The following is a 24,063-nucleotide window of genomic DNA, read 5'->3' as shown; positions in this document are numbered from 1 at the left end:
GGCAATCTTTTTGCCGCATTGCAACGGAGCACGCCGGCATGGCCCTTGAATTCGACACCAGCTTCGATCCGGCCTATGGCCGGGCGGTTGCGGTTGCGCCGGATGTGCTGCGCGTCACCGCCAGAAATCCGAGCCCCTTCACCTTCCACGGCACCAACAGCTATCTCGTCGGCCGCGACACGCTGGCGGTGATCGATCCCGGGCCGGAAGACGACGCCCATCTCGAAACGCTGCTTGCGGCGATCGCCGGCCGACCGGTCAGCCACATCTTCGTCAGCCACACGCATCGCGACCATTCGCCGCTCGCGGCTCGGTTGAAAGAACTGACCGGCGCGCCGACGCTTGCCGAAGGCCCGCATCGGCCGGCGCGGCCTTTGCGCATCGGCGAGGTCAATCCGCTGGACGCCAGCGCCGACCTCGCCTTCGTTCCCGATGTCGTGTTGGCCGACGATGCGCTGACCCAAGGTGACGGCTGGGCCATCCGCACCGTGCTGACGCCCGGCCATACCGCCAACCACGCCGTGTTTGCCCTCGAGGGAGCCGGCACCCTGTTTTCAGCCGACCATGTCATGGCGTGGTCGACCTCGATCGTGGCGCCGCCGGACGGCGCCATGGCCGACTATATGAGCTCCCTCGACAAGCTCCTCGCGCGCGGGGATCGCATGCTGCTGCCGGGCCATGGCGGGCCGGTGACCGCACCGGGCCGGTTCATGCGCGGCCTGAAGACGCATCGCAAGATGCGCGAAAGGGCGATCCTGGAACGCATCCGCGCCGGAGACCGGACGATCACGGAAATGGTCGCGGCGATCTATCGCGACACCGACCCGCGGCTGCACGGCGCCGCCGGCCTGTCGGTGCTTGCCCATCTCGAGGATTTGGTCGCGCRCGGCCTCGTGACCACAGAAGGCGATCCGGCGATCGACGGCCTTTTCAGCCCCGGCGCCTGATCACTCGGCCGGCGCCGCGCCGACCTGTCCGGCGACCTCCTGGTCGAGTTCGGCAAGGAAATCCGTGATGCGGGCGGCGTTGTCGCCGAGGTCGTAGCGGCCGTAGCGCGAGGCCGAACGCATGTCGACGATCACCTGGTCGCCGTCGTCGGTGACGCGGATGGCGACGTCGGCCGGCAGTCCGAGCACGAAGCCCTTGGCCAGCGCGTTGATCGTCGCCTCGCTCTGCCCGTTGATGTCGGGATAAGGCGCCRTCAGTTGCCAGTCGCGGCGGTCGAGCACGGTTTCGACGGCGTCGACRACGGTTTCGAAAGGCAGATTGTAGCTGCGCCCGCTGACCAGCGGATAGGCATCGGCCTGCAGGCTCTGTTCGCCCGGCGTCGGGGCCGACAGCTCGTTCATGTCGGCGGTGCGGTCGCTGGTGTCGAGCGCCGGCGGATCGTCGAGATCGGTCGAGATGTCGCGCAGCGGCGGATAGATCGTCGCCCAGTAAACGGCCACGCCATACGGTGCCAGCACCAGCAGCGCCAGCAGCGCGCCGATGCTGAGATCGCGGCCGCCGCGATCGCCGAAGCTCCAGATCCGCGACAGGGCGAGGCCGGCCAGCAACAGGGCGAGCGCCGCCAGCAACGCCACGATCGCCAGCACCCACAGGAAAGGCGGCGTCTCGACGAGGCCCAGCCTGTAAGCGCCAACGACGGTGAGCAGAAGGACGAGAGAAAATGCCCCGATCCGCCGCGACCAGCCGGCCGCCCTCGACGTCTGCCGTTCAGGAATTGTAGTCATCGTCTGCCGCATTACCCCAGTCCGAACCGAGACTTAGAGGTTTTTGGYGCGGRCTTGAAGCCGAAAGATCGAACATTTTTCGTCAATCCGTCGGCAGGCGGTAGTCCTTGAACTGGGCGCGCAAACTGGTCTTCTGGATCTTGCCGGTGGCGGTGTGCGGAATTTCGCCGACGAAGGCGACGTCGTCGGGCATCCACCACTTCGCCACCTTGCCGCTCATGAAGGTGAGGATGTCGTCCTTGCTCGGCTCCCTGCCAGGCTTGCTGACGACGACGAGCAAGGGCCGCTCRCCCCATTTGGAATGCGGGATGCCGATGGCCGCCGCTTCCGCCACGTCCGGATGGCCAACAGCAAGATTCTCCAGATCGATGGTCGATATCCATTCGCCGCCGGACTTGATGACGTCCTTGGCGCGGTCGGTGATCTGCATGTAGCCGCTGGCGTCGATATGGGCGACATCGCCCGTGTCGAACCAGCCGTCGGCATCGAACTGCTCGGCGCCGGCGCCGCCATAATAGGCGCGGGCCACCGCGGGACCGCGCACCTTGAGATGCCCGAAGGTCTTGCCGTCCCAGGGCAGCGCGTTGTTGTCGTCATCGGTCACCTTCATCTCGACGCCGAAGGGCGAAAAACCCTGCTTCGCCTGGATATCGAGCCGCGCCTCGCCGGTCAGCGCCTCATATTGCGGCTTCAAGGTGCAAAGCGTGCCGAGCGGCGACATCTCGGTCATGCCCCAGGCATGCACCACCTGCACATCGTAATCGTCCTGGAATTTCGCGGTGATGGCGCGCGGACAGGACGCTCCGCCGATCACGACCTTCTTCAGATAAGGCAGCTTCTTGCCGGTCTCCTCCAGATATTGCAGCAGCATCATCCAGACGGTGGGCACGGCGGCGCTGAAGGTCACCTTTTCGGTGTCGAGCAACTCATAGATCGAGGCGCCGYCCATCTTGCAACCCGGCATCACCAGCTTGGCGCCGATCATCGGCCCGCTCTGGCCTAGYCCCCACGCGTTGGCGTGAAACATCGRCACGACAGGCAGGGCGACATCGCGCGTCGACAGGCCCATGGCATCGGGCATGGCAGCCATCATGGCGTGAAGAACGTTCGAACGATGGCTGTAGAGAACGCCCTTCGGGTCGCCCGTCGTTCCGGACGTGTAGCACATGCCGGCGGCGGTGTTCTCGTCGAAGACCTTCCAGGCGAAAGCCCCGTCGGCCTCGGCCAGCCATTCCTCGTAAGCGACGGCATTGGCCAGCGACGTTTGCGGCATATGCGCCCGGTCGGTCAGCACGATCACCCGTCGCAGCGATCGGACCGCGCCGGCGATCTTTTCCAAGAGCGGYACGAAGGTCAGATCGACGAAGATCGCCTTGTCCTCGGCATTGTTCATGATCCAGGCGATCTGCTCGGGAAAAAGCCTCGGGTTGAGCGTGTGGTAGATCGCGCCGATGCCCATGATGCCGTACCAGGCCTCAATATGGCGGGCCGTATTCCAGGCAAGCGTCGCGATGCGGTCGCCAAGCCCGAAGCCGTCGCGCTCCAGCCGCTGCGCCACCTTGAGCGACCGGTGATGGATTTCGGCAAAGGTCGTGCGCACGATCGGTCCTTCGATCGAACGCGACACGACCTCCCGGCTGCCGTGCTGGCGTTCCGCATGGTCGATCAGCTTGTGGCAAAGCAGCGGYCATTCCTGCATCAATCCGAGCATCTGTTCCTCCCTCTTGCGCATTCGCGTCGTTGTTTCACGCATTGTGGAAGGAACAAGCGGATTGTCCAGCCGCCATAAGTCGAAGCCCGTGGATGGATCGAAGAACCGGGAAAACCGCCATAATCCGGCCATCCTCGCCGTTAAGCTTCGTTAACGGGCTGGGTGAGATTGGCGAATGGAGTGGTTCGCATGGATGCGCAGCTCGACGAAAAAACCCTCGAAAGCACGCTTGCCGAAAGTCTGGACGATCTGACGCCGGACACCAAAACCGTTTCCGAAGATGAATTTGCCGAAGTCGTCGGCGGCGCGCTGGAGGCCGTCGGCGGAACGTTGCTGTTCAAGATGCGCGTTGAAAACGGCATGGAAGGCGAACATGTCGCCGCCGCCTGCATCGGCGACGCCGGCAACCGCCAGTTCTTGCTGCTCACGCTCCCGACCAGCGGCGGTGCGCTGAAGGTCGAGACCGCGGCGCGCAGCACCAATCCGGTCGCCGGCATTGCCGCAGCCTATGCCGGCCTCATGGATGCCTTCAAGACGGCCGCCTGACCGGGCGGATAACAAACGTTCAATGAATGGTGATGGCGCAGGGCGAGCGCTTGCGCGACGCGCGCGCCCGACACATGTAAGTTCCCCCAAGAACGTTTCACGGGAACGACGAAACGCTCTCTTTTTGTTTTGACGCAATTCCGGACGGAAAACCGCCTCGCACTTTTCCTGGAATTGCTCCAGGAGATCATTCATGGACAAGCCCGCCAACCCTGCCCCCGGCTTCCAGCGCAATCCGGACAAGGTGATCACCGTCGAACCTTATCGCGGCAGCGTCACCGTGCGCGCCGGCGACACCGTCATTGCCCAATCGACCCGGGCCAAGGTGCTGTCGGAACCGCCCTACCCGGCCGCTTTCTACATCCCCTTCGACGACATCGACTTCAGCAAGCTCTCCGGCACCGAGCATTCCACGCATTGCCCGTACAAGGGCGATGCCAGCTACTGGAGCGTCCAGGCGGCCGGCGAAGCCGGCACGAACGCCATGTGGGCTTATGAACATCCGTTCGATGAAATGACCGAGATCCGCAACCACGGCGCGTTCTATGCGAGCAAAGTGACGGTCGAGGCAACGCCGGACTGACCGTTCTTGGCGGATGGCCCGCCAAAGGTGCTTGGGATTCAGCTCAGGCCGAGTCGAGAATGGTGGGTTCCGAGAACCGGAGCGGAGCGTACTTTCAGTACGTGAGCACCGGAAATGCAGGAGACCGCCATTCGCAGCCCGGCCTCACCTTAATGTCATTGCGCTCAGTCCGTCGTGCCGTCGTTGCCGACTCCCTCGGCATCGTCCAGGCGCACGAAGGTCATGCCCTTCTGCTTCAAGGCGAGCAGACCCTGAACCACGCCCTCGCCGGCGGCATGGGTCGGCTGGTTGATGTGGGCGATGATGACGTCGCCGTCCTTGGCTGCGCCGATGCGGCGCGCCGTTTCCTTGGCGCCCAGCAGCGAGCCGCCGTCGCCGTTGACCGAGAAGCCGGCGATCTTGAAGCCCAGCTTGCGGATCATGGCGATCGCCGAAGGGCTGTATTCGGCGGTGGCGCCGCGGAACCATTTTGGCGCTTGYCCTGCCGCGGCAAGGGCGGCGGCGCCGGATTCGACCTCGGCCTGCACGGCGCCCGGACTGCCGGCGCTGCGGATGCCGTAGATCTTCTGCGGCGTATCGACCGCCGGAATGTGGYGGCCGCCATGGTTTTCCAGTTCGAACAGGTCGGGATGCGCCCGCATGATCTCGACAGCTTCGGCATTGCGCTTCAGCCAGATGCCGGTAACGAAGATCGTCGCCGGTATCCTGTTGTCGACAAGCGCCGAAAGTATCCTTGTGTCGGTCTTGCCGCCGCAGGCATCGAGCGTCAGGGCGACGCGACCGCGGCCTTCAGCGCCCTGCGGCTTCAGATGCAGCGTCGGCTCGAGCAGCGTCGCGGCATTGCCCGCGGACGCGGCGAACAGCGACAGCGCCATCGCGCAAATGGAATTTCGAAGCAGGCCCATCATCCGTTCCAAACCGGCACGTTCGGCATTCTCCGCGCCGCGCCAAAACGTGTCTCCACAAGACTGGCATCTAGGCGAAAATCGGGACGGCAGACAGCGCAAAAACAGCAATCGCGAAAATTTGCTTTCGCCTTACACCGCAGCTTCCAGGGGCATTTCCGTCCGTGCCAGGAGTTCCAGCGTCGCCCCGACGACGGGATCGACCTCCAGGCGCCAGACACAGCATGCCTTGCTCGGATCGGTCCGGCGGCACAGGTCGCCGCCGACRCAGTCGCAAGGCATGGAAGGCCTAAGCGAAATGCTTGGCACGCCGACCGGCGCCCAACGGACCGGGTTGGTCAGGCCGAACAGGCCCACCACCGGCGTGCCTGCCGCGGCCGCTATATGCATGGGGCCGCTTTCATTGCCGAGAAACAGCCGCGCCTCCTTGAGCAGCGCCAGCAGCGTTTCCAGCCRCAGCATGCCCGCCAGGTTGACGACGCGCGTCTTCGCCGCCGCGATGATCCTGTCGGTCGCCTCGCTCTCGTCCGGACCGCCGACCAGAACCACCTGCAGGCCGGTTTCCCGCACGATCCTGTCGATTGCTTCGGCGAAGCGCTCCGGCTGCCAGCGCCGTCCCACGAAGCTTGCTCCGGCATGAACGGCAATAAAGGCGTTTGGCCGAATTTTGTGCCTGGCGAGCAAAGCCAGGGCGCGCGTCGTCTCGAAGGGCAAGGGTCGAATGGCCGGAACCCTGACGCGCAGCGCGATGCCAAGCGCCTCCAACGGAGACAAATAGCGATAGAGATAGTGTCTTTTGCCGAATCCGTAGGGTTTCATCCGGACGTTGGCGGGCTGGCGCTCATGYCAGCGCAAGGGCCTCTCGGTCGGGAAATGGCCGACCCTGACCGGCGCGTGGACCAGTTCGGAAATGATCCGCGAGGTCTTGGAGTCGGTGATGTCGATGGTCATGTCGAAGCGGTGCTGCCGCAAAGCCCGCACCATGCGGAAGAGTTCGCGCCCGCGCTCGAGCGGCGAACCGCGCATCTTGGCACGGCTGAAKGKGACGACCTCGGTGGYGATGCCGTGCCCCGTCAGGAAGCCGGCGAAATGCGCCTCGCAGAGAAAAACGATCCTGACGCCCGGATATTGAAGCTGCAGGTTCTTCGCCAGCGCCGAGGCAAGGACAATGTCGCCGATGAACTTGGTCTGCACGATCAGAATCGACCGGAAGGCGGTTGGGGCAATCTGCAACATGGGTTTCGGACACCAATGAATTCGGTATCGGAAACTCCCTTGGAACGATGTCGAGATTCAGGACTGTCACGCGCACGTTCGCGTGACATTGCATACAAAACCGTAAGGTATCGGGACGCCCGTCAGGAGCGTTTTGCCACGCTCTTGGCCGTAGCCACCGCCGCCTGCGCGGCGGCCAGCCGGGCGATCGGCACACGGTAGGGCGAGCACGACACATAGTCGAGGCCGACCTCCTCGCAGAAACGGATCGAGGCCGGATCGCCGCCATGCTCGCCGCAGATGCCGAGCYTGATGRCGGGCCGCGTCGCCCTGCCCTTTTCGGCCGCCATCCGCACCAGCTCGCCGACACCGTCGACGTCGAGCGACACGAACGGATCCTGTTCGATGATGCCCTTCTGCCGGTAGGTTTCGAGGAAGGACGCGGCATCATCGCGAGAGATACCAAAAGTCGTCTGCGTAAGATCGTTGGTGCCGAAGGAGAAGAATTCGGCCGCTTCGGCAATGACATGGGCGCGGATCRCCGCGCGTGGCAGCTCGATCATCGTGCCGGTCAGGTAATCGATCTTGGTGCCGGTCTCCTGCATGACGCTTTGCGCCACCGCATCGATGYGCGCCTTGACGTATTCCAGCTCCTTCACGAGCCCGACGAGCGGCACCATGATTTCCGGCACCACCAGCGCCCCGGCCTTGTGTCCGGCCTGGACCGCCGCCTCGAAGATGGCGCGCGCCTGCATCTCGGCGATCTCCGGATAGGAGACGGCGAGCCGGCAGCCGCGATGGCCGAGCATCGGGTTGAACTCGTGCAGGGCCTCGGTGCGCTGCCTGAGCTTGTCGGCCGACACGTTCATGGCGGAGGCGACCTCGGCGAGCTCGGCCTCGGTCTTGGGCAGGAATTCGTGCAGCGGCGGGTCGAGCAGGCGGATCGTCACCGGCAAGCCGGCCATGATCTCGAACAGCTCGAGGAAATCCGAGCGCTGCATGGGCAAAAGCTTGTCCAACGCCGCGCGCCTGTCCTTCTCGCTGTCGGCCAGGATCATCTCGCGCATGGCGACGATGCGGGCGCCGTCGAAGAACATGTGCTCGGTGCGGCAAAGGCCGATGCCCTCGGCGCCGAAGGAGCGCGCCATGCGCGCGTCGAGCGGCGTCTCGGCGTTGGTGCGCACCTTCATGCGGCGCGCGGCGTCCGCCCATTCCATGATGGCGGCGAAATCGCCGGACAGCTCCGGCTGCAGCATGGCGACCGCCCCTTTGAGCACCTGGCCGTTGCCGCCGTCGATGGTGATGATGTCGCCCTTGCGGAAGGTCTGGCCCATCGAGATGAGCGTGCCGGCCTTGTAGTCGACACGCAGCGAGCCGGCACCGGACACGCAGGGCTTGCCCATGCCGCGCGCCACCACYGCGGCATGGCTGGTCATGCCGCCGCGCGTGGTGAGGATGCCTTCGGCGGCGTGCATGCCGTGGATGTCCTCCGGACTGGTCTCGATGCGCACCAGGATGACTTTACGCCCTTGCGCCTTGGCGTCCTCGGCATCGGCGGACGAAAAGACGATCTCACCGGTGGCAGCGCCCGGCGAGGCCGGCAGGCCCATGCCGATGACATCGCGCGCCGCCTTCGGATCGATGGTCGGATGGAGCAGTTGGTCGAGCGAGGCCGGATCGATGCGGGCGACCGCCTCCTCCTTGGTGATCAGCCCGTCCTTCGCCATCTCCACGGCGATCTTCAGCGCCGCCTTGGCGGTGCGCTTGCCGGAGCGGGTCTGCAGCATCCACAATTTGCCGCGCTCGATGGTGAATTCGAGGTCCTGCATGTCGCGGTAGTGCTTTTCCWGCCGATCGGAGATGTCGACGAAAGCCTGGAAGGCGTCGGGYATAAGCTTCTGCAGCGACGRCTTGTCGGAGCCGGCAGCGATACGCGCCGCCTCGGTGATGTTCWGCGGCGTCCGGATGCCGGCCACCACGTCCTCGCCCTGGGCGTTGACCAGGAACTCGCCATAGAGCTGCCTGTCGCCGGTCGAGGGATTGCGGGTGAAGGCGACGCCGGTTGCGGAGGTGTCGCCCATGTTGCCGAACACCATGGCCTGGACGTTGACGGCCGTGCCCCAGCTTTCGGGAATGTCGTGCAGGCGCCGGTAGGTGATGGCGCGGTTGTTCATCCAGCTCGAGAACACGGCGCCGATCGCGCCCCACAGCTGCTCCTGCGGATCCTGGGGGAAAGGCTTGCCGAGCTCTTCCTCGACCTTGGCCTTGTAGAGCGAGATCACGCCTTGCCATTCCTGGGCCGTCAGCTCGGTGTCGAGCTCGTGACCGAGGCTCGCCTYCTGGTCCTCGAGGATCTCCTCGAACACTTCATGGTCGAGGCCCATCACGACGTCGGAGTACATCTGGATGAAGCGGCGGTAGCTGTCATAGGCAAAACGGGCGTCGCCGGAATCGGCGGCCAAAGCCTCGACCGTCTCGTCGTTGAGGCCGAGATTGAGCACCGTATCCATCATGCCGGGCATGGAGGCGCGGGCGCCGGAGCGAACGGACACCAGAAGCAGCTTCGACGGATCGCCGAAGCGGCGGCCGGTGATGCGGCCGATATGGTCGAGAGCGGAGACGACGTCCGCCTCCAGCGCTTCGGGATAGGTGCGGCCGTTYGCGTAATAGGCGTTGCAGACTTCGGTGGTGATGGTGAAACCGGGCGGCACCGGCAGCCCGAGGCTGCACATCTCGGCCAGATTGGCACCCTTGCCGCCGAGAAGGTTGCGGTCGCCGGCACGGCCTTCGGCGGCACCGTCGCCGAAGGTGTAAACCCACTTGGTCATGCTTGCCCTCCAGTTCGTGGAAGATAGAACATCCGGACCATGGCCCGGTTCCCCGCCTTCGCGATCCGAGCGATAGGATGCTGCAGTGCGAAAGGCAAGCACCGGCCGGACGGCCACCGCAACTACAATCGATTAAGCAAAAGCTGCGTCAAAAAGACTTGCCGGAGTGGTCACCTCAATATAGAACATAACAGGAACATAGTGGAGTAGTATGATGAAACTCAACGGAAAACTCGACTATCTGGAGCTGCCGGCGACGGGCGGCACGCTGGACAGCGTCAAATCCTTCTACAGCGCCGCGTTTTCATGGTCGTTCACCGATTATGGCCCGACCTATTCCGCCTTTGCCGAAGGCCTCGACGGCGGCTTCCAGRCAGATGCCGGCGAAGCGCCGRCCAAGCCGCTCCCGGTCATCTACTCCAAAAACCTCGAGGAAACGCAGGATGCGGTCGAGAGTGCCGGCGGCACGATTGTCAAGCCGATCTTTTCCTTCCCGGGMGGCAGGAGGTTCCACTTCACCGATCCGGCCGGCAACGAACTGGCCGTTTGGGGACATTAGGGAAGTCGCGATTTCGGGTTGTTTGCTGTTGACAGCCGGGGGGCAGCCGGGCTCATTCCAGTGAACGGCGGCAACCTCCAACAGCAAAAGCAGACTGATGAAATTCGGCTCAAGCGGTGTTCGGGGTCTGGCTTCCGAATTGGCCGGACGGCCAAGCGGGCTCTACACCGAGGGTTTTGCCCGGCGCTTGCGGTCGACCGGTTTTCGGCAAGGCGAGGTCTTCGTCGGGCGCGACCTGCGCGACAGCAGTCAAACGATAGCGGAAGACTGCATGGCGGCGCTGGYCGCAAGCGGCTTCCTGCCGGTCGATTGCGGCCCCATCCCCACACCCGCGCTCGCCTTCTGTGCCCGCCTGCGCGGCGCCGCGGCGCTCATGGTGACGGGCTCGCATATTCCCGCCGACCGTAACGGCATCAAGTTCTACGGGCCGAAGGGCGAGATCGACAAGGCGGATGAGGCTGCGATCACGCAGGCAGTCGCCGAGCTGTCGGACCACTATCCCTGGCCGCCGGCCCATGCGGACCGACAGAGCGGCCACGAACTGGCGCTCGCTGCGTTTCGAGACCGTGTCGGTGGTATCCTGCCCCCTGGCGCCCTTTCCGGAATGAAGCTCGGTGTCTATCAGCACAGCACCGTGGCGGGCGAGTTGYTGGTCGAAGTCCTGCGATCCTTTGGCGCGGATGTGACCCCTGTCGGCAAAACGCRGGTTTTCGTGCCCGTCGACACCGAGGCCGTCGGCTGGAAAACGATGGCGAAGGTGAAAGACTKGGTGCGCGAATTCAAATTCGACGCCGTGCTCTCGGCCGACGCCGACGCCGACCGTCCTCTCGTCATCGACGAACAGGGTGAATTGTTCCGCGGCGAYCTGATCGGGTTGGCCACGGCGCTGTTCCTCAAGGCCGACATCGTGGTGACGCCGGTCACCTCCAATTCGGGCATCTCCGAAGCTTTCGGATTCAGCGTCAGGAGAACGAAGGTCGGATCCCCCTTCGTCATAGAGGGAATGGACGCCGCGCGGCAGGCCGGCGGCATCGTCGTCGGCTTCGAGGCCAATGGCGGGGTTCTTCTGGGGTCGGACTGCCTGGTGAACGGCAAGACCTTGTCCGCGCTGCCGACGCGGGATTCGTTTTTGCCCATCCTGGCGGTGCTGGGCAGGTCGGCATCGACGGGCAAATCGCTGTCCGGCCTGCGCGAAACCTGGAACCTTCCGGTCTGCGCCAGCGAGCGGCTCGAGAATTTCCCTGTCGAAGCTTCGCGCGGCTTGATGCGCAAGCTCGCCGACCGCGACGCGCTGCGGCAATTCCTCGCCCCGTTCGGCACCGTCGCGGATGTCGATGAGACCGACGGCCTCAGGGCACGGATGACCAGCGGCGAGATCATCCATCTGCGGCCTTCCGGCAACGCTCCCGAATTTCGTTGTTATGCCGAGGCTGAAAGTGCCGGTAGGGCGGAGGAGATCGTGGCATTGGCCCTCAAACGGGCGTGGGACGCCGGCCGAGAATAGCGGCCCGCATCGCTAGCGATTTAGTTGATCTCCCGGCATTGAGCTTTGCTCCGCCCCGTCCTATAAGGCCGCGCGCAGCGGGCATGCCCCGCCTGCTGGGGCGTCGCCAAGTGGTAAGGCATCGGTTTTTGGTACCGACATTCCCAGGTTCGAATCCTGGCGCCCCAGCCAACTGCCGTCATGCAGATCTGGCCAATCAGACGCTGTTTCACCGTGTCGCGGAAGCGGCGAGCCGCCCTACCTCTTTGCGAACGGACAGCCGCCCTTTCCCGCCTTTGCTCGTCAGCCGGCGGAGGCCGGCTCGGGAAGCCATCGCTTTTCGATAAGGCAAACCATCGTGTAGGCGGGGTCAAAAACGTTGCCGACGTGATATCGGACAACCTGTCCCATCAGATGCGATGCTGCAGCGGCGGACAAGCCATAGTCGCTGGTCAACCAGTTGAGCATATCCGTGGTCGCGTGCTGGAGCGCCTGGTCCAGCGGGCGAGCGTTRCCAACAGAGAAAATATAGGTCTCGTTCTCACCGCGAGGCCATTCCAGCCGCCTGTTTTTTTCCACGGTCAAGCGAAGCTCGATTTCAAAGCAGGTTTCGATCCCGGTTCCGACGATCTCGCCATCGCCCTGCGCGRCATGGCAATCGCCCGCGAAGAAGAGCGCGCCCTCTACGGCAACGGGGAACCAAACGGTCGCGCCGGGCCGAAACCCGCGGTAATCCATGTTGCCGCCATTTTCCGCACTGGTTGCGGTGGAGAAAGCCTGGCCCATCGAGGGBGCCACGCCAAAGCAGCCGATCATCGGCTCGACCGGCAAAATGAAGCTTTCAAGGCCAGGCGGCGGCTCTTCCAGCATCACCGTTCGCGATTCGAGGTCGATCCGCCAGGTGACCGTATCCCGCGCAGGCAGTCCGCGAGCAGCCTCTGGATCGACGACGTTCGCAGCCAATGACGAGATCGTCCAACCGGTGGGACGGATCGGGTCCATGCGCAGGATATCCACGCGCAATGCGTCGCCAGGCTCGGCTCCCGTCACGAAGACCGGACCGTTCATCGGGTTTGGACCATGAGCCGGTCGGGCACCGTTCTTGTCGAAGCCACGAGCGTCCAGCGTCTCTGTGATCACGACATCGCCGGACGCGATTGTGAGCGCCGGCGGGACCGTGCCGAGGACGTTGTGCCAGGTGGTGCTGACGAGCTTGTGCGTTGCCATGAGTTGGAAGTAGCGAAGGCATTGCCGCGCGGCAAGTGTGGATTAGGCTCTCCGGCGGCCGATCGGCTTTGCTCCRCCTCGTCCCATAGGGCAGCGCGCCGCAGCCATGCCTTAGGCTCATCTTGTCGAACACCTTGTTCAGCGGCTCAAAGCGGCCCGGACATTTTTCCGAAAATCGGGAAAGTCGATGCCCAAATCCACGACTTATCGTCTGAAGTATTCCCGCTACGATCAAGCCGGATCAACCCGTTGGGGATAGCCGGGATGCTGAACGAGAAGACGGTGCGCGATGCCGTGGAACAATATCGCGAGGAAGGTTATGCCATCGTCCGACAGTTCGTCGACGGCGACGAGATGGTTCGGCTGAGGGAGGAAACAGATGCCGTCTATGCCGAGGGGTTGAAGCATCACGCCACGTTCCGGCATGRCAATCTGAGTTTTCAGATCCTGCCTGAATCGGATTTCGGCAAGCGCTACGTGTTGCAAGCCTACTGGTTCTCCTGGATCAACAGCTATTTCGAGGAATTCCGGCGCAACCCGCGCTACCTGCAACTGCTGGAGGGTCTGATCGGCCGCGACATCCGGCAGATCGCCCAGCAATTGCACTGGAAGCCGCCGGGCGCCAACGTAACCGGCTATCGTTTCCACCAGGACCTGCGTTTCCGCAATCAGGCGGCCTTCGACAATGTCGCCGACGCGACGGTGACCACGGGCCTGGCGGTCGATCGGGCAACGCTCGAGAATGGCTGCCTTCAGGTCGTGCCGGGCAGCCATAAGCTGGGCTATCTCGGGCTTTCCGACGAAGGGACGGGCGAGCTGATGAAAGGTCTGACGGCCGAGGAGGAATTGCGCAAGGTGGGAATCGATCCGGCGACGATCATTCCGCTCGAACTTGAACCGGGCGACCTGGCGATGTGGGGATTGCTCACCGTGCACGGCTCCTCGCCCAACAAGTCGCGCCATGATCGCGCCTTCGCCCTGTCCAGCTACGTGCGGGCCGATTCGACACAGCGCGGCGAATGGGCGTTCAGGAACGGTGTTTCCGTTCCGCTCGGTGAGACGCCCGCCCTGTGCAAATATGAAAAGCTCTTCGAGGAGCCTGGGCCGATATACGACACCACCGCCTGGTGGAAATGACCTTGCCGCTTCGGGCGAAGGGGGCAAACGGGGTCCGGCGTTCGCGCCGGACCCTTCTCGGCGTCCGGACGGACCCAGAGCATTTCACCGTTTTGCGAAAGCGGCGAGGCGCGCTATCTCCTTGTTTTTATRCAATTTCGGGCGGAGAACCGCGTCACACTTTTCCTGAAATTGCTTTAGGCCACGAAGTCGTCCGCCAGCTCTCGGATCAGGAAATCGACGAAGGCACGCACCTTCGCGGCGATATAGGTGCGATGTGGATAAAGCGCGTAGATCGGGCTGGAGTCTGRCCGGAAGCTGTCGAGCTGAACCTCAAGCCTGCCGTCGCTGATCGCCGCGCCGACCAGGAGGCTGGGCAGATTGCCGATGCCGAAGCCGGCGATGGTCATCTGGTAAGCGGCTTCCACGCTGTTGGTCGAGACACGGCCGCCGACAACCGCGTCGAAAGGGCCATCCGGTCCGACGAAAGGCCATGTGCCGAGACGCTTTGCATGGTTGGAAAGCACGCAGGAGTGTTTCGCCAGCTCGCCCGGATGGGCGGGACGGCCGTGGCTGTCCCAGTATCCAGGCGTGGCGCAGACATAGTTGCGCACTTCGCCCAGCCTTCGCGCGATGAGCGCGGAATCGGCCTGCTGGCCGAAGCGGATCGCGACGTCATAGCCTTCCTCGACGATACCTACGACGTAGCGGGCCGTAAGGTCGAACTCGATCGTGGTGAGCGGATTCTCTTCGAGGAATTTCGGCACAAGCTTTGTGATGCGGGTGTGACCAAGCACATTCGAGCACGACACCCGGATCAGGCCGCGCGTTTCCTTATGCAGCCCGCGCGTGGAATCCTGCAGTTCAGTGACGTCATCCAGCAGCGCCCGAGCGCGCGGAGCATAATCGCGGCCCGCTTCGGTCAGACTGAGGCGCCGCGTCGTGCGGTTGATCAGGCGAACGCCGAGATCGTCCTCCAGTTCCTTGATCGTCCGGCTGACGGCGGTCGTCGACATGTTCAGGTCACGCGCCGCCGCCGACAGGCTTCCAAGCAGGCAGACACGATCGAAAACCCGCATCGCCGTCAGAAGATTCATTCCGCTTCCTTTCAACCGGCGCGCCAGATGCCGGCACGCCGAGAAAACAGCGGCGGGCGAGCAGGTGACAAGAGCATTCCAACGGCTTTGGACGCAAAATCAACAATGGGAGAAATGACATGACATCCAGGCCTCTTCATCCCGCGATCGGCACTTTCGTGCGCAATGTCAGGAACGGCAAGCTGGATCGCCGCGAGTTCCTCGCGCTTGCCAGTGCCTTCGGCGCGAGCGCGACGACCGCCTACGGGCTTCTCGGACAACCGGTTCCGGCCCAYGCCGAGGATGTGCAACCGCCAAGAAGAGGCGGCACGCTGCGCGTCGCCATGCAGGTCATGGAGATTGAGGATCCGCGTAGCTTCAAGGTCTCGCAAATGGGCAACATCGCAAGGCAATTTCTCGAGCCGCTTGTGCRCTGGAAGCCTGACTTCACTTTCCAGCCGATGCTGCTCGAGAGCTGGGAGATCAACGCCGACGCCACGGAATACGTCCTGAAGGTGCGCAACGGCATAAAATGGTCGAACGGYGACGACTTCACCGCCACCGACGTGGCCTTCAACATAGCGCGCTGGTRCGAAAGAGACGCTCCGGGCAATTCGATGGCCRGGCGCATGACCGCCCTGATCGATCCGCAGGCCAAGATGGCGCGCRCCGGCGCCATAGAGATCCGTGACGATCGAACCGTTGTATTGAAGCTGTCGCAGCCCGACATCACCATCATCCCGGCGATGACCGACTATCCGGCGCTCATCGTTCACCACAGCTTCGATGCGAAGAAGGCGCCCCTGTCGGCCAATCCCGTCTTCACCGGCCCGTTCGAGCTCACCAAGCTCGATGTCGGCGTGGCCGCGTCGGTCCGAAAACGCCCCAGAGGATCGTGGTGGGGTGGAGAGGTCTTCCTCGAGGGCATCGACTGGATCGACTACGGCACGGACTCGGCCGCCACGGTCTCTGCCTTCGAAGYCGGAGAGATCGACCTCAACGGACAGACGCAATCCTATGATGTCGATCTGCTGGACAAGCTGGGATTGAAGAAATCCGAGATCGTCACCGCCGCGACCGTGGTTGCACGCTGCAATGTCGGTGCCAAGCCATATGACGACAAGCGGGTGCGCAACGCCATTCAGCTGGCCGTGGACAACGAGACGGTGCTGCAGCTCGGGGCGAACGGCATGGGCATCGTTGCTCAAAACGACCATGTTGGCCCGATGCATCCCGAACATGCCGACCTGCCGCCGGTCAGACGCGATGCGGCCAAGGCCAGAGCCCTGCTTGCCGAAGCCGGACAGCTCGATTTCGAATTCGACCTGATCTCCGTGGAAGCCGACTACCGCAAGGAAAGCGCCGATGTGGTGGYCCAGCAGATGCGCGATGCCRGCTTCAAGGTGAAGCGCACTGTCATCCCCGAAGCGGCATTCTGGAACGACTGGACGAAATACCCGTTCGCAACCACGAACTGGAACGCGCGACCGCTTGGCATCCAGACCTACGCGCTTGCCTACCAGAGCGGCTCGGCCTGGAACGAGACCGGCTTTGCCGACCCGGAATTCGACGCCAGGCTGGGGAAGGCCAACGCCATCGCCGATGCCGATCAGCGCCGCGTGCTGATGAAGGAACTGCAGACGATCCTGAGGGACTCCGGAATCATCGTCCAGCCCTACTGGCGCAAGCTGTTCTGCCACATGAAGCCCGCTCTCATGGGTTACCAGATGCACCAGGCCTACGAGCAGGATTTCACCCAAGCCTGGCTGGCGRCCTGATCGCGGAAATCCGGCGACGATCGTGGCGGCACGCGAATGCAGGCCGCCACGGCCGCATCCAGTCATCGAAAACGCTGCCCATCCGAGGCAGCAGCCTCGCTCGCGCAAGTCAGGCCGCGCAAGGGGCATGACGCGCAAACGCGGCCGCAGATCCCCCGTTTCTGGTCCCCTTCGAAGTCTCCGAACGGCAATATCCGGTCAAGGGCATGCGTGGCTGGAAGCGTCGATGACCGGGGTTCGTTGTTCGCCACAATTCTGGGCTCCAGCTTCGTTGCCTGCAGCTTACTTTTGCGGAAATGAAGCGGAACCTACTGTGACCGGCAAGGACTTTCCCCCGTCGCGGGACAATGTCGAGACTTGAGCGTCATGCCTAATACGGAAAGTCGGCAACGGCTGCCTCGACTGCATCTGCAGGGTGCTAGGCAGGCATGCTGAGCCTGTCGAAACGGCTATCGCTGCGAGCTCCCTGCCGCACCGCCCGGCTCGGCATGCCGCAAGAGCCTCAGCCTAAACCTTTTCCGGCGGAAGGCGTTGTTCATTGCAGACGGACCAGGACACAACAGCCAGCGGAGAGGTTCAACCGATGWATTTCATGGCATTGGCCACCGACTATGACGGCACGCTGGCGCAGGATGGGCTGGTCACGGCCAGCACGGTCTCGGCGCTGGAAAAGCTGAAGAAGTCCGGGCGCAAGCTCATCCTGGTCACTGGGCGGGAACTGCCCGATCTCAAGGAGGTGTTTTCCGAACTTTCCCTGTTCGACAAGGTGGTCGCCGAAAACGGCGCGCTGATCTACACGCCGGCCAGCGAGGAAGAGCGCGCGATCTCGCCCTCGCCTTCCGCGGATCTCGTCGACAGGCTCAAGAAGCGCGGCGTGAAGCCGCTGTCGGTCGGCCGTTCGATCGTCGCCACCYGGGAGCCGCATCAGGCCACCGTGCTCGACGTCATCAAAAAGCTTGGGCTGGAGTTGGAGATCATCTTCAACAAGGGCGCGGTGATGATCCTGCCCTCGGGCATCAACAAGGCGACCGGGCTGGCGGCGGCGCTCGAAGACCTGAAGCTGTCGCCGCATAATGTCGTGGCCGTCGGCGACGCCGAAAACGACCACGCCTTCCTCAGGGCTTCGGGCTGCAGCGTCGCGGTGGCCAACGCATTGCCCGCCGTCAAGGACACCGCGGATCTTGTCACCAAGGAGGCGCGCGGAAAGGGCGTCGAGGAGCTCATCCGCAAACTGATCAAGCACGATCACCTCATTGCTAAAAAGCGCTTGGGCGGCGTGCCGCTCGGAACTTCGCGCGGCAAGGACATCTATCTGTCGCCGATGGAAACAGTGCTGATCGCTGGGAGCTCGGGCATCGGCAAATCGACCCTGGCCACGGCGCTCACCGAGCGGCTGGTCGAAAAGGGGCTGCAGTTCTGCATCTTCGACCCCGAGGGCGACTATGACGGGCTGAAAGGCGCGGTACCGCTGGGCAACGGCTCGACCGCGCCGAACAAAGAGCAGTTGCTGGAGTTGATCGAGAAGCCGCAGACCAACGTCGTGGTCAATGGCCTGGCGCTGAAGGTCGACGAGCGGCCCGACTTCTTCGCCGAATTGCTGCCTAGCCTCGGCAATGTCCGTTATCGCACGGCAAGGCCGCATTGGCTGATCATCGACGAGGCGCATCATTTGATGCCCAAGCGACGCGGAGACACGCGATCCGTGCTTTCGATCGAGTTGCCCGGCACGGTGCTGATCACCGTCCACCCCGAAGCGATCTCCACCGATGCATTGCGGCTGGTGACGGCGGTGATCGCGCTCGGACCCAAGGCGAAGGACGTGATCAGGACCTTCTGCAAGGAAACCGGGCTCAAGGCGCCCAAGGACATCCCGCTGCCCAAGGGCGACCGGGTTCTGTTCTGGCGGCCGCACGACGGCAAGAAGCCGGTCACGGTCAAGGCGATCGAGCCCGACCAGTCGCTGAAACGGCATAGCCGCAAATATGCCGAGGGCGAGCTCGACGAGGCCGGCAGCTTCTATTTCACCGGGCCGAAGAAGGCGATGAAGCTCAGGGCCCACAACCTCATCATCTTCGCGCAGATGGCCGAAGGTATCGACGACAAGACATGGGAACACCATTTGCGCGCCGGCGACTATTCCAAGTGGTTCCGCCAGCAGATCAGGGACAAGGACCTCGCCCGGGAAACGGCAGAGGCGGAAAAGGACAAGACATTGTCGGCCGACGAAAGCCGCAAGCTGGTGATCGACGCCGTGCGGAGGCGCTACACGGCGCCGGCGACTGCTCCCGAGAGGAACTGACCCTTTGCGTTGGCCGGCTCCGCCCCGGGGCGTCGCCCGGCGCAGGGTTGGTCCCGTTTTCAACTGCGCTGCGTGGCGATTTGCCTGGGAACGAGAAACCTTGCCGCGAGGGCGCAGAGCAAGACGGTGAACATCAGGATCAGCGCCACCAGCGCGTTGATATCCGGCGAGAAACCGAGTCGCATCATCGCCCACAGGCGCACCGGCAGCGTCGTCTGGGTGCCGGTGACCAGGATGGTGATCATGGTCTCGTCGAACGACAGGGCGAAGGCCAGAATGGCGCCGCCGACCATCGCGCTCGACAGGTTGGGCAGGATGACGCGCCAGAAAGTCTGCCATTTGGTTGCGCCGAGATCGTAGGAAGCTTCCACCAGCGTGCGGCTCATCGACTGCAGGCGCGTCAGCACCGTGCGGTAGACGATCGCCAGCACGAAGACGGTGTGGCYGATCACGACCGTCAGCAGCGAGCGCTCGATGCCGACCTCGCGGAAGAAGACCAGCAGCGCGAGGCCGCTGATGATAGGCGGCATCAGGAACGGYAGGAAGATGATGAACTGCAGCAGCGAACGGCCTGCGCGGCGCCCGTGATAGTAGAGGGCAAGCAGCGTGCCGCCGGCCACCGACAGCACGACCGTGCAGGCGCCGACGACCAGCGTGGTGCGCAGCGCCAGCAGTATCTCGTGGTTTGCGGCCAGCGCGACATAGGTCGAGACGGTCGGCGACGACCAGTCGACCTCGCCGCGCGCCACCGGAAAGAATGACGAGACGATCGGCACGAAGAGCGGGCTGTAGAGCAGCGCCGCAACCAGGATGGTGATCGCTGCGAGGAGGAGCGTGGACAGGCGCGGCGCGATGGTCAATGCGAAGTTCCCCGATTGCGCCCGAACCGCTCGCCGGCGAGGATCGCGAGGATCACCACGACGGCCAGCGCAACCGAAAGAGCGGCACCGAAGGGCCAGTTGAAGGCGGTGCCGAACTGGCTGTAGAGGATGCGGCCGAAGGTGAAGCCACTGATGCCGCCCACCATCTGCGGCGTCAGGAAATCGCCGATCGCCAGCACGAAGACGAAGCTCGCCGCCGAGGCGACGCCGGGCAGGGACAGCGGCAAGGTGATGCGCAGGAACGTCTGCAGGCCGGTCGCGCCGAGATCGTCGGAGGCGCGCAGCAGCACCTGCGGGATACGCTCCAGCGCCAGGAAGATCGGCAGGATCGCGAAGGGGATCAGAAGCAGCGTTAGCGTGAGCAGGATGGCGTTCATGTTGAAGACGAAAAGCGTCGACGGCTCCGTGATGATGCCGAGCGCCACCAGCGCCTTGTTGAGAAATCCGTTGAGGCCGAGGATGCTGCGGATCGCGTAGATCTTGATGACGTAGCTCATCAACAACGGCACCATGAGCAGCATCAGCAGCGCGTAGCGCCACCGGCCTTCAAGCGTGGTCAGGAAATAGGCCGTCGGATAGGCGAGCAGGATCGAGATCGCCGCCACCGAAAGGCAGAGCACGATCGTGCGCCAGAATACGGGAAGAAAGACCGGATCGGTGAAGAAGCGGGCATAGTTGGCAAGCGTCGGCGCGTAGACGATCTGGCCCTGGTCGACGCTGAAGAAGCTGTAGACGAGGAAGATCGCCAGCGGCGCGAGGACGAAGATCGCCGGCAGCGCGAAGGCGAGCACCGTCACCAGAGGCGACCACCGCCCGTCGAGGGGTTGTGGCGAGCCGGTCCCGCTCATGCCAGCACCAGGTGGCCTTCGTGCGGCGCGAAGGAAAGCGCGACGGTCTCGCCGACCCTCAAGGCGCTGCCGTCCACCCTGCTCGGAAACCGCAGCCTCAGGCGATGCGCGGTGTCGCCGCCGGCGGTGATGGTGGCGACCGTCGAGGAACCGGCAAAAGCAAGGTCGGCGATGGTGCCGGAAAGACGATTGTCGGCATCGCCGTCGCCGGCAAGATGCAGCGCTTCGGGGCGGAAGGCGGCGAAGCCGCTGGCGCCAGYGGCCGCCGCCTTGAGATGCGGCTGGCCATTGACCGAGCAGACGAGCCGGCCGAGAGCCGTCTCGACCGCGCGGAACTCGCCCCGAATCTCGCCGAGCGTGCCGGCCACCAGATTGTTCTCGCCGAAAAAGCGCGCCACGAACTCGCAATTCGGTTTGTAGTAGAGCTCGTGCGGGGTGCCGAGCTGGCGGATATGGCCGGCCTGCATGACGCAGATCCGGTCGGCCATGCCGATGGCTTCCTCCTGATCGTGGGTGACGAACAGGAAGGTGGTCTTGACCTCGCGCTGGATGGATTTCAGGAACTCCTGCATTTGCCGGCGCAATTCAAGATCGAGCGCCGCGAGCGGCTCGTCGAGCAGGACGAGGCGGGGCTGGCAGATCAGCGCCCGCGCCAGCGCCACGCGCTGCCGCTGCCCGCCCGAGAGCTGGGCCGGAAAACGGTCGGCGAAGCGCCCGAGTTGCACCAGTTCCAGCGCTTCCGCGACGCGGCGCGATATCTCCTTGCGCGGCACGTGGCGGACCGACAGGCCATAGCCGACATTGCCGGCGACGGTCAGATGCGGAAACAGCGCATAGTCCTGGAAAACGGTGTTGAAGGGCCGCCGGTTGATCGGCATGCCRCTGATGTCCTGGCCGTCGAGCCGGATCTCGCCCGACGTCAACGGCTCGAGGCCGCCGATGAGCCTGAGCACCGTGGTCTTGCCCGAACCGGACGGCCCCAGCACGGTCAGGAACTCGCCGTCGCGGATTGCAAGGTCGATGCCGTAGAGCACGGGAACCGTGCCATAGGATTTCGAGACGGAGCGCAGCGTGAGCAGGTCGCTGTTCTGGTTCATGGCCGACTTTCAAGAAATACGGTGTCGGCGGTCCGGAACGGTCCGGACCGCCAGGTCCTTCGAAGCTTGCCAAAGAAGCTCAGGGCGTCGCCTTGATCTCGTTCCAAAGGTCGGAGCGTTTGGTCGGGTCCTCGACATTGTTGAGCCAGACCAGCTTGTCGTTGCTGCCGGCGCTGCTCGACTCGACCACGGTGTTGCCGAAGCCGGTCCGCTCGGACAGCGCGCCGCTCACCTTCTTGCTCAGCATGAAGTCGATCCACTTCTCAGCCGCGTCCTTGTCGCGAACGCCCTTCGAGATGACCCAGTTGTCGAGCCAGGCGAGAGCGCCTTCGCTCGGGTTGATGTAGGCGACGTGGGCGCCKATCTTCTGCAAGGCCTTGACCTGCTGCTGGCCGTAGTTGGCCCAGATCAGGGCGACGTCGTTGTTCTGATAGATCTGCTGGGCCTCGTCGGCGGTGGTGTAGAAGCTCAAGACATTGCGCTTGAGCTCGACCAGCTTGGCCTTGACCGCCGCCATCTGCTCGGCGCTGAGATTGAAGGGGTCCTTGTAGCCCAGCGTCAGCGCGGTGAAGGAGAAATTGTGCTCGCCATTGTCATAGGCCAGCACCTTGCCCTTGTAGGCCGGATCCCACAGCACCGACATCGAGGTCGGCGCCGGCTTGACCTTGTCGGTGTCGTAGATCAGGCCGATCGAATCGAAGCAGAACGGGATGCCGTAGACCTTGCCGTCCTTGGTATCGCCGCTGACCTTGGTGATGTCGCGGAAGCGCGGCAGCGTATCCTTCTGGTTGGGCAGCTTCGACAGGTCGATCGGCGTGACGAGATCGGCCTTGATGTAGCGCTGGAGCTGCGCGGTGTTGACGGCGAAGACGTCGAAGTCCTGCCCCTCGCTGCCCTTGATCTTGGCCCAGATCTCGTCGTCGCTGCCGATGAAGACGACATCGACGCCGATGCCAGTCTCGGCGGTGAAATCCTTGACCCAGTCGGCGTCGGCATAACCGTCCCAAGCCAGCACGCGCAGGTTGGCGGCGAGCGCCGACGAGGCCATCAGGCCGATGCCCAGGCCGACACCCGCTATCCCTAGAAGCAGTTTCTTCAGTAGCATGATCATTCTCCCATTTGTTGTTCTGATGATCTCAGTCCGCGGGACTAGCCGTCACAGCGGGGTGACGGCCACCAGCCCCTCGTCCGGCACCGCCTGCATCCGGTTGCGCAACGGCTTGCCGAATTCCGGTGCCTGGATTTCGTATTCATCGCCGGGCTGTGTCTTGATGCCGGAGGCGTAGCTCATCACCGCCGCGCCGAAGAAATAGGCGTGCAGATCGCCTGGCCGGCGGTGCATCGGGTAGCGGAAATGGTAGTGCTCGAGGTTGGCGATCGAGTGCGACATGTGCGCCTCGCCCGAGAGGAATTCCTGCTCCCAGATGACGGCGCCGTCGCGCCGGATGCGGGAATGGCCGCGCACCTCCCGCGGAAGCTCGCCGATCAAAAGCTCGGGCCCGATCGAGCAGGAGCGCAGCTTGGAGTGCGCCAGGTAGAGATAATTCTCGGCCTCGGTCACGTGGTCGGAATATTCGTTGCCCAGCGCATAGCCGATGCGATAGGGGCGGCCGTCCGCCCCGTTGAGGTAGAGTCCGACGATCTCGGCTTCCTCGGCGCCTGCCTTGGCGAAGGCCGGCAGCGGCAGCGGCGCGCCCGGCGGCACAACGCAGGTGCCGACGCCCTTGAAGAACCATTCAGGCTGGACGCCGAGCTTGCCCGGCGCGGGTTTGCCCCCCTCCAGCCCCATGCGGAAGATCTTCAGCGAGTCGGATTCGGCGGCGTCCTTGCCGTGGGTCAGCACATGCATCTTGTCGCGCGCGGCAGCGCTTCCCGTATGCGTCAGGCCGGTGCCGGTGACGAGGAAACGCGCCGGCTCCGGATGGTCGACCGGGACAAGCACGCGGCCTTCGCGCAGCAGCTGGTTGTAGTCCACTTTCTCGCCGCCGGTCCGCTCCTCGACAAGCGAGGCGATGGACCTGCCTTCGGCGATAGCCGCCGTGGCGAGATCGAGGACGGTTTCGGTGCCGGCAAGGAGGTGGAGCTGATCGCCATCGGCGCTGACGCGACCCACGTGGCGGCTGCCGTCGGGCAAGTTGAACTGAACGAGACGCATGAACCTACCTTTTCCTTCTCGCC

At 63.8% G+C, this 24,063-nt stretch carries 20 protein-coding genes and 1 tRNA gene; 9 read left to right on the top strand and 12 right to left on the bottom strand.

The features are described from left to right. Positions 1-38: 38 nt before the first annotated feature. Positions 39-947, top strand: coding sequence for an MBL fold metallo-hydrolase (locus LCM4576_RS27240; RefSeq protein WP_071035553.1), 909 nt, complete (start codon positions 39-41; stop codon positions 945-947). Here LCM4576_RS27240 and LCM4576_RS27235 read toward each other — a convergent pair whose 3' ends face one another. After that, a complete protein-coding gene (locus LCM4576_RS27235; RefSeq protein WP_071035894.1) occupies positions 948-1,733 on the bottom strand; it encodes a DUF1499 domain-containing protein in 786 nt (261 codons plus the stop codon). It lies immediately after the preceding gene. 82 nt (positions 1,734-1,815) lie between these two features. After that, positions 1,816-3,444, bottom strand: coding sequence for a fatty-acid--CoA ligase (locus LCM4576_RS27230; protein WP_071035893.1), 1,629 nt, complete (start codon positions 3,442-3,444; stop codon positions 1,816-1,818). Between the two features lie 189 nt (positions 3,445-3,633). On the opposite strand from LCM4576_RS27230, the gene LCM4576_RS27225 reads away from it, so the two are divergent. Next, positions 3,634-3,990, top strand: coding sequence for a hypothetical protein (locus LCM4576_RS27225; protein ID WP_071035552.1), 357 nt, complete (start codon positions 3,634-3,636; stop codon positions 3,988-3,990). 193 nt (positions 3,991-4,183) lie between these two features. After that, entirely contained in the window at positions 4,184-4,573 is a 390-nt protein-coding gene (locus LCM4576_RS27220; RefSeq protein ID WP_040991203.1) for a DUF427 domain-containing protein, read from the top strand. 164 nt (positions 4,574-4,737) lie between these two features. Here the strand turns inward: LCM4576_RS27220 and LCM4576_RS27215 are convergent, their stop codons facing one another. The 3 genes from LCM4576_RS27215 to ppdK form a co-directional block, all read right to left on the bottom strand. Further along, positions 4,738-5,478: a polysaccharide deacetylase family protein gene (locus tag LCM4576_RS27215; RefSeq protein ID WP_071035892.1), complete on the bottom strand. Its 741-nt coding sequence runs from the start codon at positions 5,476-5,478 to the stop codon at positions 4,738-4,740. A 132-nt stretch (positions 5,479-5,610) separates the two neighbouring features. Continuing rightward, positions 5,611-6,714 carry a glycosyltransferase family 9 protein gene (locus LCM4576_RS27210; protein ID WP_071035551.1) on the bottom strand — a complete coding sequence of 368 codons (1,104 nt, stop codon included), beginning with the start codon at positions 6,712-6,714 and terminating at the stop codon, positions 5,611-5,613. A 122-nt stretch (positions 6,715-6,836) separates the two neighbouring features. Continuing rightward, entirely contained in the window at positions 6,837-9,521 is a 2,685-nt protein-coding gene (ppdK, locus tag LCM4576_RS27205) for a pyruvate, phosphate dikinase (RefSeq protein ID WP_071035550.1), read from the bottom strand. 214 nt (positions 9,522-9,735) lie between these two features. On the opposite strand from ppdK, the gene LCM4576_RS27200 reads away from it, so the two are divergent. From LCM4576_RS27200 to LCM4576_RS27190, 3 genes are all read left to right on the top strand, one after another. Then, complete coding sequence (locus tag LCM4576_RS27200) at positions 9,736-10,080, top strand: VOC family protein (RefSeq protein WP_071035549.1); 345 nt, start codon at positions 9,736-9,738, stop codon at positions 10,078-10,080. 97 nt (positions 10,081-10,177) lie between these two features. Continuing rightward, on the top strand, positions 10,178-11,584 hold the full coding sequence (locus tag LCM4576_RS27195) for a phosphomannomutase (protein ID WP_071035548.1): 1,407 nt from the start codon (positions 10,178-10,180) through the stop codon (positions 11,582-11,584). 96 nt (positions 11,585-11,680) lie between these two features. Further along, positions 11,681-11,755 (top strand) — tRNA-Gln (locus LCM4576_RS27190). Positions 11,756-11,866: 111 nt separating this feature from the next. Here the strand turns inward: LCM4576_RS27190 and LCM4576_RS27185 are convergent. Beyond that, positions 11,867-12,790, bottom strand: coding sequence for an acetamidase/formamidase family protein (locus tag LCM4576_RS27185; protein ID WP_071035547.1), 924 nt, complete (start codon positions 12,788-12,790; stop codon positions 11,867-11,869). Positions 12,791-13,054: 264 nt separating this feature from the next. Here LCM4576_RS27185 and LCM4576_RS27180 point away from each other — a divergent pair, with 264 nt between their 5' ends. Further along, on the top strand, positions 13,055-13,927 hold the full coding sequence (locus tag LCM4576_RS27180) for a phytanoyl-CoA dioxygenase family protein (RefSeq protein WP_071035546.1): 873 nt from the start codon (positions 13,055-13,057) through the stop codon (positions 13,925-13,927). Between the two features lie 176 nt (positions 13,928-14,103). On the opposite strand, the gene LCM4576_RS27175 is transcribed toward LCM4576_RS27180, so the two are convergent. Further along, positions 14,104-15,003 carry a LysR family transcriptional regulator gene (locus tag LCM4576_RS27175; RefSeq protein WP_071035545.1) on the bottom strand — a complete coding sequence of 300 codons (900 nt, stop codon included), beginning with the start codon at positions 15,001-15,003 and terminating at the stop codon, positions 14,104-14,106. Positions 15,004-15,122: 119 nt separating this feature from the next. Here LCM4576_RS27175 and LCM4576_RS27170 point away from each other — a divergent pair, with 119 nt between their 5' ends. Then, complete coding sequence (locus LCM4576_RS27170) at positions 15,123-16,760, top strand: ABC transporter substrate-binding protein (RefSeq protein ID WP_071035544.1); 1,638 nt, start codon at positions 15,123-15,125, stop codon at positions 16,758-16,760. 583 nt (positions 16,761-17,343) lie between these two features. Continuing rightward, positions 17,344-19,059 (top strand): HAD family hydrolase, encoded by a 1,716-nt coding sequence (locus LCM4576_RS27165; protein ID WP_071035543.1) that lies wholly within the window; start codon positions 17,344-17,346, stop codon positions 19,057-19,059. Between the two features lie 59 nt (positions 19,060-19,118). Here LCM4576_RS27165 and LCM4576_RS27160 read toward each other — a convergent pair whose 3' ends face one another. From LCM4576_RS27160 to araD1, 5 genes are all read right to left on the bottom strand, one after another. Next, positions 19,119-19,919 (bottom strand): ABC transporter permease, encoded by an 801-nt coding sequence (locus LCM4576_RS27160; protein ID WP_071035542.1) that lies wholly within the window; start codon positions 19,917-19,919, stop codon positions 19,119-19,121. Further along, on the bottom strand, positions 19,916-20,788 hold the full coding sequence (locus LCM4576_RS27155; protein ID WP_071035541.1) for an ABC transporter permease: 873 nt from the start codon (positions 20,786-20,788) through the stop codon (positions 19,916-19,918). The genes LCM4576_RS27160 and LCM4576_RS27155 overlap by 4 nt, the downstream gene beginning before the upstream one ends. Further along, positions 20,785-21,885 (bottom strand): ABC transporter ATP-binding protein, encoded by a 1,101-nt coding sequence (locus LCM4576_RS27150; protein WP_071035540.1) that lies wholly within the window; start codon positions 21,883-21,885, stop codon positions 20,785-20,787. Before LCM4576_RS27150 ends, LCM4576_RS27155 begins: the two co-directional genes overlap by 4 nt. Before the next feature lie 79 nt (positions 21,886-21,964). Next, the gene (locus LCM4576_RS27145) at positions 21,965-22,990 is read right to left on the bottom strand and encodes an ABC transporter substrate-binding protein (RefSeq protein WP_071035891.1); all 1,026 of its coding nucleotides are present in this window, start codon (positions 22,988-22,990) and stop codon (positions 21,965-21,967) included. 51 nt (positions 22,991-23,041) lie between these two features. Next, positions 23,042-24,040, bottom strand: coding sequence for an AraD1 family protein (araD1, locus tag LCM4576_RS27140; RefSeq protein WP_071035539.1), 999 nt, complete (start codon positions 24,038-24,040; stop codon positions 23,042-23,044). Positions 24,041-24,063 lie beyond the last annotated feature (23 nt).

It is taken from the genome of Mesorhizobium sp. LCM 4576, assembly GCF_001854815.1.
Classification (GTDB): domain Bacteria; phylum Pseudomonadota; class Alphaproteobacteria; order Rhizobiales; family Rhizobiaceae; genus Mesorhizobium; species Mesorhizobium plurifarium.
Note: the sequence above shows the minus strand (reverse complement) of the source record. Positions and strands in the feature narration are given on the sequence as shown.

Excerpts from the sequence above, each read along its gene's own strand:
- LCM4576_RS27225 (WP_071035552.1), top strand. The coding sequence starts at position 3,634 with ATGGATGCGCAGCTCGACGAAAAAACCCTCGAAAGCACGCTTGCCGAA.
- LCM4576_RS27220 (WP_040991203.1), top strand. The coding sequence starts at position 4,184 with ATGGACAAGCCCGCCAACCCTGCCCCCGGCTTCCAGCGCAATCCGGAC.
- LCM4576_RS27155 (WP_071035541.1), bottom strand. The coding sequence starts at position 20,788 with ATGAGCGGGACCGGCTCGCCACAACCCCTCGACGGGCGGTGGTCGCCT.
- araD1 (WP_071035539.1), bottom strand. The coding sequence starts at position 24,040 with ATGCGTCTCGTTCAGTTCAACTTGCCCGACGGCAGCCGCCACGTGGGT.